The 8,060-nt window shown below is 65.2% G+C and carries 5 protein-coding genes; 3 read left to right on the top strand and 2 right to left on the bottom strand.

Translation table 11 applies throughout. The annotated features are described in order from the left end of the window. On the bottom strand, positions 1-420 hold a 420-nt coding region (locus Q352_RS0116590; RefSeq protein ID WP_036386795.1), incomplete at its 3' end, for a 4Fe-4S dicluster domain-containing protein. 12 nt (positions 421-432) lie between these two features. Continuing rightward, positions 433-3,486 carry a formate dehydrogenase-N subunit alpha gene (gene fdnG / locus Q352_RS0116585; protein WP_084300293.1) on the bottom strand — a complete coding sequence of 1,018 codons (3,054 nt, stop codon included), beginning with the start codon at positions 3,484-3,486 and terminating at the stop codon, positions 433-435. Between the two features lie 463 nt (positions 3,487-3,949). On the opposite strand from fdnG, the gene Q352_RS0116580 reads away from it, so the two are divergent. The 3 genes from Q352_RS0116580 (at position 3,950) to Q352_RS0116570 (ending at position 8,049) form a co-directional block, all read left to right on the top strand. Beyond that, positions 3,950-4,456: a sigma-70 family RNA polymerase sigma factor gene (locus tag Q352_RS0116580; RefSeq protein ID WP_051529046.1), complete on the top strand. Its 507-nt coding sequence runs from the start codon at positions 3,950-3,952 to the stop codon at positions 4,454-4,456. Then, the gene (locus Q352_RS0116575; RefSeq protein WP_036386792.1) at positions 4,435-5,409 is read left to right on the top strand and encodes a FecR domain-containing protein; all 975 of its coding nucleotides are present in this window, start codon (positions 4,435-4,437) and stop codon (positions 5,407-5,409) included. The genes Q352_RS0116580 and Q352_RS0116575 overlap by 22 nt, the downstream gene beginning before the upstream one ends. 141 nt (positions 5,410-5,550) lie before the next feature. Beyond that, positions 5,551-8,049 carry a TonB-dependent siderophore receptor gene (locus Q352_RS0116570; protein ID WP_211249641.1) on the top strand — a complete coding sequence of 833 codons (2,499 nt, stop codon included), beginning with the start codon at positions 5,551-5,553 and terminating at the stop codon, positions 8,047-8,049. The last annotated feature ends 11 nt before the right edge of the window (positions 8,050-8,060 follow it).

The following is an 8,060-nucleotide window of genomic DNA, read 5'->3' as shown; positions in this document are numbered from 1 at the left end:
ACAGCCGGAGATGCAGTAGCCGCAGCCGATGCAGTTCTCTTCCTGGAAGTCGACGATGCCGTTGCTGTACTGGATGATCGCGCCGGGCGACGGGCAGGCCTTCAGGCAGCCCGGTTCGCTGCAGTGCATGCAGCCGTCCTTGCGGATCAGCCATTCCAGCTTGCCGTTTTCCTCGACCTCGGCATAACGCATCACCGTCCACGACTGGGCGGTGAGGTCGGCCGGGTTGTCGTAGACGCCAACGTTGTCGCCGATCTCGTCGCGCAGGTCGTTCCACTCCGAGCAGGCGACCTGACAGGCCTTGCAGCCGATACAGGCCGACACGTCGATCAGTTTGGCGACTTCCAGCGTGTGCCGGGCCTGTGGCGGGGCGGTCGGGCTCGCGGAGCGGCGGGTGATGTCAAGCGATTGCAGTGCCATGGTCCGCCCTCCTCAGGCTTTTTCCAGATTGACGAGGAATGATTTGTACTCCGGGGTCTGCGTGTTCACGTCACCAACGAACGGCGCCAGCGTATTGGTGATAAAGCCCTTTTGCGTGGCGCCCTCGAAGCCCCAGTGCAGCGGAATGCCGATCTGGTGCACGGTCTGGCCATTGACCTGCAGCGCCTTGATCCGCCTGGTCACCACCGCCTTGGCCTTGATAAAGCCGCGTTTGGAGCTGAGCTTGACCGTATCGCCCTGGCTGATGCCTTTTTCCTTTGCCAGCGCCTCGCCGATTTCGACAAACTGCTCCGGCTGCATGATGGCGTTCAGCCGCGAGTTCTTGGTCCAGAACAGGAAGTGCTCGGTCAGCCGATAGGTGGTGCCGACATACGGGAAGTCGGTGTGGACCCCCATCCGCGCCCGGTCGTCGGCAAACAGCCGGACCGCCGGGCTGGATACCACCTTCGGGTGCAGCGGGTTGGTGCCGATCGGCGATTCCATCGGCTCGTAGTGCTCGGGGAACGGGCCATCGGCCATCTTGTCGACCGCGAACAGCCGGCCGACGCCCTCGTTGTTCATGATGAACGGGCTCATGGCCGTATCCGGCGCCTCGTCGATCTTGAAGTCGGGCACGTCGGCGCCGACCCACTTCTCGCCATTCCACTTGATCAGCTGGCGTGCCGGGTCCCACGGCTTGCCGGCCGGGTCACAGGAGGCGCGGTTGTACAGGATGCGGCGGTTGGCTGGCCATGCCCATGCCCAGCCCGGCGTGTTGCCGAGGCCGGTATCGGCATTGTCGCGCCGTGCCATCTGGTTGCCGGCCTGGGTCCAGCTGCCGGCGAAGATCCAGCACGCGCACATCGTGCTGCCATCGTCCTGCAGCGCGGCGAAACCGGGTATCTGTTCGCCCTTTTTCGCCAGGAACTGGCCGGGGTTCTTCGGGTCCGGAATGTCGGCCAGTGCGCGGCCGTTCATTTCCTTCGCCAGTTCTTCCGGTGTCGGGTTCAGCGGGTCGCGGTACGGCCAGGCCAGATTGAGGATCGGCTCCGGCGCCTTGCCGCCGTCCTTGCGATACAGCTCGCGCAGGGCGACGAACAGCTCGGCCATGATTTCCTGGTCGGGGCGCGCTTCACCCGGCGGGTTGGCGCCCTTCCAGTGCCACTGCAGCCAGCGGCTTGAGTTGACGATGGCGCCGTCTTCCTCGGCAAAACAGGTCGACGGCAGGCGGAACACCTCGGTCCTGATGCTGGCGGTATCGACGTCGTTCTGCTCACCGTGGTTCTGCCAGAAGGCGGCGGTCTCGGTGGCCAGCGGGTCGATGGTGACCAGGAATTTCAGCTTCGACAGCGAGGCGACCGTCTTGTTCTTGTCCGGGAAAGCGGCAATCGGGTTGAAGCCCTGGCAGATATAGCCGTTCATCTTGCCCTGGTGCATCAGCTCCATCGCCTGCAGCACGTCGTAGGACTTGTCCCACTTCGGCAGCCAGTCGAAGCCCCAGTTGTTGGCGGCGGTAGCGTTGTCGCCCCAGAACCATTTCATCAGGCTGACGAAGAATTTCGGCGTATTGCCCCAGTAGTTCAGCTGCCCGGCCTGTACCGGCTTCGGCGTCGACTGGGAAATATAGGTTGAGTAGTCGGTCTGCTTGTCGGTCGGCAGCACCAGATAGCCGGGCAGGCTGGTCGACAGCAGGCCGAGATCGGACAGGCCCTGGATGTTCGAGTGGCCGCGCAGGGCGTTGACGCCGCCGCCGGGCATGCCGATATTGCCGAGCAGCAACTGGATCATCGCCATGGTGCGGATGTTCTGCGTGCCGGTGGTGTGCTGGGTCCAGCCGAGCGCGTACAGGATGGTGCCGACCCTGTCGCGCGCCGAGGTGGCGCCGAGCATCGCACACACCTGCAGGAAAGCGTCCTTCGGCGTGCCGGTGATATTGCTGACCACTTCCGGGGTGTAGCGGCTGTAGTGGGCCTTCATCAGGTTCCACACGCAGCGCGGGTCCTGCAGACTCGGGTCGCGGCGCGCCTGGCCGTTTTCGTCCAGCGCGTACTGCCAGCCGCTGCGGTCGTACTTGCCGTGCCCGGCATCGAAGCCGGAGAACAGGCCGTCATCGAAGCTGTAGCCGTCGCCGACGATCAGGCTGGCGTTGGTGTACGACTTCACGTACTCCCACTGGATCTTGTCGTTGGCGATCAGCCAGTTGATGACGCCACCGAGGAAGGCGATGTCGGAACCGGCGCGGATCGGCACGTACAGGTCGGCGACGGCGGCGGTGCGGTTGAAGCGCGGATCGACCACCACCAGACGCGCGCCGCGCGTGCGCTTGGCCTCGATCGCCCACTTGAAGCCGACCGGGTGCGCTTCGGCGGCATTGCCGCCCATCACCAGGATGAAGTCGGCATTCCTGATGTCGACCCAGGTGTTGGTCATCCCGCCGCGACCGAAGGTAGTCGCCAGCGCCGACACTGTCGGCGCGTGACAGACGCGGGCCTGGGCGTCGAGCGCCAGGATGCCGAGCGAGCGGGTGACTTTCTGGGTCAGGATGCCGGTTTCGTTGCTGGAGGCGGACGCGGCGAGGAAACCGGTAGTCAGCCAGCGGTTGACGGTCACACCGTCGGCGTTCTTCTCGATGAAGTTCGCATCGCGGTCGGCCTTCATCAGCCCGGCGATGCGGGTGAGGGCATCGTGCCAGCTGATGCGCTGCCACTTGTCGCTGCCGGGGGCGCGGTATTCGGGGTATTTGAGCCGGTTGGCGCTATGGATGAAGTCCACCAGCCCGGCGCCTTTCGGGCACAGCGAGCCACGGCTGACCGGGTGATCCGGGTCGCCTTCGATATGGTAGATGGACGGAATCGCATTTTTGGCGCCATCGCCGAGGCTGTACATCAGCACGCCACAGCCGACCGAACAGTACGGACAGTTGTTGCGTGTCTCGGTGGCCCGCTGCAGCTTGTAGGCACGCACATCCGCCAGTACCTGGCCGGGGGTGAAGCCGAGCGCCGCAATCGTGCTGCCGGCCATGCCGCCTGCGGTCAGTTTGAAAAACTGACGTCTGGTGACCTGCATGGTGTCTCTCCCAGTTGGTTTTTTTGATCGGCACCGGATGCCTGGACGACGCGCGCGTCGTGTGCCGGAGCGGTCCGCATGGCGCGGCCGTTCAGATCGGATAGACGGGGGAGGGGAAAGACGGGACAGCAAGGGCGGTACGGATGACCGCCGTCGTCGTGGAATACGACCATACGGGATGTCTGCGCATGCTTTCGAACCGGACCGGCTACGGAAATGCATCAGGCATGGATTTTAATCAGCCTGTCTGACTGCTGATAGTTGCCGGTGGCGGAATCCGGCTTCCGGCTGATGCGAATTTGATCTGGATCAAACAGTGATGATTTTCCTCGCGGCCAGGCAGGTGGGGAAACCGCCGTCGCCGCTGTCCGGAATGGCTGTTATTGCCAACTGGGCAGGAAAGAAATGATAATAGTTATCGTTTGAATTTTCAGCCCTGTCCAGCAGGCGAAAGGTGCATGTCGTGCTTACCGGTGGAGGCTCGCAGTCCGCAATCGTCCAGGACCTGTATCTGGCCCATCAGGGCTGGCTGCAGGGCTGGCTGAGAAAGAAGCTGGGTTGCGCGTTCGAAGCCGCTGACCTGATGCATGACACCTTTATCCGCGTGCTGTCCGGCCAGGATGCCGGACAGATCCGCGAACCGCGCGCCTACCTGACCACGGTGGCGCACGGGCTGATGGTCAACCACCTGCGGCGCAAGGAACTGGAGCGTGCCTACCTGCAGGCACTGGCCCTGCTGCCGGAACCGGAAACCCAGGGGCCGGAAACGCGTGCGCTGGTGCTGGAAACACTGATGGAAATCGATGCGCTGCTCGACGGCCTGCCGCCGAAGGTGCGGCGCGCTTTCCTGCTGTCGCAGCTGGAAGGCTGCACCCATGCCGAAATCGCCGCCGATCTTGGCGTGTCGGTCAGTTCGGTGCGCCAGTATCTGACCCGTGCGGTGCGGCAATGCCTGTCCCTGCTGCTGTAGCGCGGCGGCCGTCGCCGCAGGTGCTGGACCAGGCTGCGGACTGGCTGGTGCGGCTGACCGCCGGCGATGCCACCGATGCCGACCGGGACGCGTGGCAGCGCTGGCTGGCGGCCGACCCGGCGCATGCCCGGGCCTGGGAGGGCATCGAGGCACTGACGCGGAAATTCGGTGCCGTGCCACCGCGCGTCGGTCTGGCGGCGCTCGACCGGCCGCAGTCGCTGGCCCGGCGGCGCGCACTGGAAAAACTCGTGCTGCTGGTATCGGTCGGCGGGGCCGGCTGGTTTGGTTACCGCCATCTGGCCGCCGATGCCGACGGCACGCTGCTGCATACCGGCAAGGAAGCGCCGCGCGAAGTGTCTCTGGCCGATGGCACGCGGGTCGTGCTCGATGCCGGCACCCGGCTGGAGGTCGCTTTCGATGCGACGCAACGGCTGCTGGTTCTTGGCGAGGGGCGGGTACTGGTCGAAACCGCCACTGACCCGGCCGCCCGGCACCGGCCATTTGTCGTCGCCACCCGGGACGGTCGGCTGACCGCGCTCGGCACCCGCTTCAGTGTGCGCCAGTGTTCGCAGGGCAGCCGGCTCGCGGTCTATGACGGCGCGGTCGAAATCCGTCCGCGTGACCCTGCTGCTGGCGTGCAGGTGCTGCAGGCCGGACAGCGCACCCGCTTTGATGCGGGCAGCATCGCCCCGGCGCGACCGGTCGATGAACAGATGGCGGCCTGGGCCAGCGGCATGCTGTTTGCCGACCGGATGCCGCTGGACGCGTTTGTCGAGCAGCTGGCGCGCTACCGGCATGGCTGGCTGCGCTGTGATCCGGCGGTGGCCGGCCTGCGGATTTCCGGCGCCTTTCCGCTCGATGACACCGACCGGGTGCTGGCCGCGCTGGCGGATGCCCTGCCGGTCCGCATCGATTCGCTCACCCGTTACTGGGTCACGGTCGGCCCGCGCTGAGGCGGCGAAAAAAAATATTGCGCCGGACCTGTCACTTTTCGTTTTTCGATTGGCATGGAAAGTAAGAGCTGATGACTGGCGCCGTCGCCACGCGACCGGGCCGGCCTTCTTCCACCTGCTTCCCTGAATCGGAGAATCCGCATGACCACTGGTCGCCCGCACGCCACCCGAATGGCGGCGACTGCCCCTTGCCGCAAGCCTGATCCGCTGGCGCTGGCCGTGACCGCCGCGCTGCTCGGCCTGTCGCTGACGTCGTTGTCGCTGCCGGCGCTGGCCGCCGAGCCGGCCGCCGCCACTGCCGGCAAGAACCACCACATCGCCGCCGGGCCGCTGGGACGGGTGCTGTCGGGCTTTGCCGCCAGCGCCGGGGTACTGCTGTCGTTCGACCCGGCAGTGACGGCGGGCAAGACCAGTCCCGGCCTCGACGGCCGCTATACGCCGCAGCAGGGCTTTGCCCGGCTGCTGGCCGGTACCGGCCTGGAAGCCGTGGCGAACGGCAGCGGCGGTTATGTGCTGAAAACCGCACCGAAACCGGCGGGCGAGGCTGCCGGCTCGCTGGCCGGCGTGCAGACGCTGGCTGCGGTCGACGTCAATGCGCGCGGGCTTGGCGCCCGCACCGATGGCACCGGTTCCTATACCACCGGCTCGACCAGCACCGCGACCAAGTTGCCGCTGTCGCTGCGCGAGACGCCGCAGTCGGTCAGCGTGATTACCCGCCAGCAGATGGACGATCGTGGCCTGACCCAGATCGATGAAGTGCTGAAGGCGACCGTCGGCATCACCGTCACCCAGGCCGGTGCGGCCGGTACCGACAGCAATGCGCTGTACTCGCGCGGTTTCGCCATCGAGAACTACCAGATCGACGGCATTCCGCAATACAGCAACAGCACCCAGGACGTGAACGACATGGCGCTGTACGACCGGGTCGAGGTCGTGCGCGGCGCCACCGGGCTGATGAACGGCGTCGGCAGCCCGTCAGCGACCGTCAACCTGGTGCGCAAGCGGCCAAAACGCGAGTTCGAGGCCTCGGTATCGGCCACGGTCGGCTCGTGGGATTTCTACCGTACCGATGTCGACCTGTCGGTGCCGATCACCGAGGGCGGCAATGTGCGCGCGCGGCTGGTTGCTGCGCTGCAGGACAATGACTCGTGGGTCGACCGGCTGAAGGAAAGAAAGGCCGTCTTCTCTGCCATCGTCGAGGCGGACCTGACGCCGGACACCACGCTGGCGGCCGGCTTCGATGTCCAGCACCACGACTCGAACAATATGGGTCGTGCCGGCGCGCCGCTGTTCTTCAGCGACGGCAGCAAGACCAATTTTTCCCGCTCGTTCAACTCCGGCGCCGACTGGGCGTATTACAACCACCACAAAAGCTCGTTCTTCGGCTCGCTCGAACACCGCTTCGACAATGACTGGCTGGCCAAGCTGGTGCTGACCCAGTCGCGCGACCATTACGATGCCGTGCTCGGCTATGCCGGTGGCGGCTACCCGGACCGGCAGACCGGTGCCGGCGTCAGCCTGTGGGCCGGTCGCTGGAACCAGACCCCGGTGCAGAACGCGCTGGATTTCTATGCGTCCGGTCCGTTCTCGCTGTTCGGCCGCAAGCATGACCTGGTGGTCGGCTTCAATATGTCGCGCACCAGCAGCGATGACCCGACCTATCCGCTGTGGCGCTTCCCGGGCTGGGACTCGTCGGTGCCGGATATCTACAAGTGGGATGGCAGCAACCCGGCCAAGCCGGATATTGCCCAGAGCGGCAACTATCACTTCAGCGAGCGCCAGTCCGGCGCCTACATGACGGCGCGCTTCCGCCCGACCGACGCGCTGTCGGTGATTGTCGGCAGCCGGGTCAGCAACTGGTCGCAGGACACCTACAACCATTACTACGACGGCAGCAGCGATTCGGGCAAGCGCGGCAAGCATGGCGTGGTCACCCCGTATCTGGGCGTGGTCTACGACCTGAACGACAACTGGTCGGTCTACACCAGCTACACCAATATCTTCAAGCCGCAGGACAGCAAGGACAGCAGTGGCCAGTACCTCGATCCGCTTGAGGGCAACAGCTATGAGGCCGGGATCAAGGGGGCGTTCTACGACGGCAGGCTGAACGCCAGCCTGGCGGTGTTCAAGGTCGATCAGGACAACCTGGCGGTCGAGGATGTCGGACATCTGACGCCGGACGGCAATACGGCCTACAAGGCAGCCAAGGGCACGAAGAGCCGTGGCTTCGAAGTCGAAGTGTCCGGCGAAGTGCTGACCGGCTGGCAGGTCGCCGGCGGCTTTACCCATCGCACCTCGGAAGACGCGCAGGGCAAGCCGGTCAATACCGTCGCCCCGGAAGACCTGTTCAAACTGTCGACCGCCTACACGCTGCCCGGCGCCTGGAATCCGCTGACCATCGGCGGCGCGCTGGTGTGGCAGAGCAGCATCTACAGCGACAGGGTCGGCCCGCACGGCGAGCGCTTCACCCAGCCCGACTACGCCGTGCTCGACCTGATGGCGCGCTACCGCTTCTCGCGCCAGCTGAGCGCATCGCTGAACCTGAACAACGTATTCGACAAGAAGTACTACTCCACCTCGTCCAGCAGTTTCTACGGCGCGCCGTTCAATGTGATGGCGTCGGTCAAATACACCTTCTGACTGTCGTTGAT

It is taken from the genome of Microvirgula aerodenitrificans DSM 15089 (assembly GCF_000620105.1).
GTDB lineage: Bacteria > Pseudomonadota > Gammaproteobacteria > Burkholderiales > Aquaspirillaceae > Microvirgula > Microvirgula aerodenitrificans.
This window is presented reverse-complemented; position numbering and strand designations above follow the sequence as displayed.

What these genes read in the sequence shown, in the direction of transcription:
- fdnG (WP_084300293.1), bottom strand. Translation starts at nt 3,486, where the DNA reads ATGCAGGTCACCAGACGTCAGTTTTTCAAACTGACCGCAGGCGGCATG.
- Q352_RS0116570 (WP_211249641.1), top strand. Translation starts at nt 5,551, where the DNA reads ATGACCACTGGTCGCCCGCACGCCACCCGAATGGCGGCGACTGCCCCT.
- Q352_RS0116575 (WP_036386792.1), top strand. Translation starts at nt 4,435, where the DNA reads ATGCCTGTCCCTGCTGCTGTAGCGCGGCGGCCGTCGCCGCAGGTGCTG.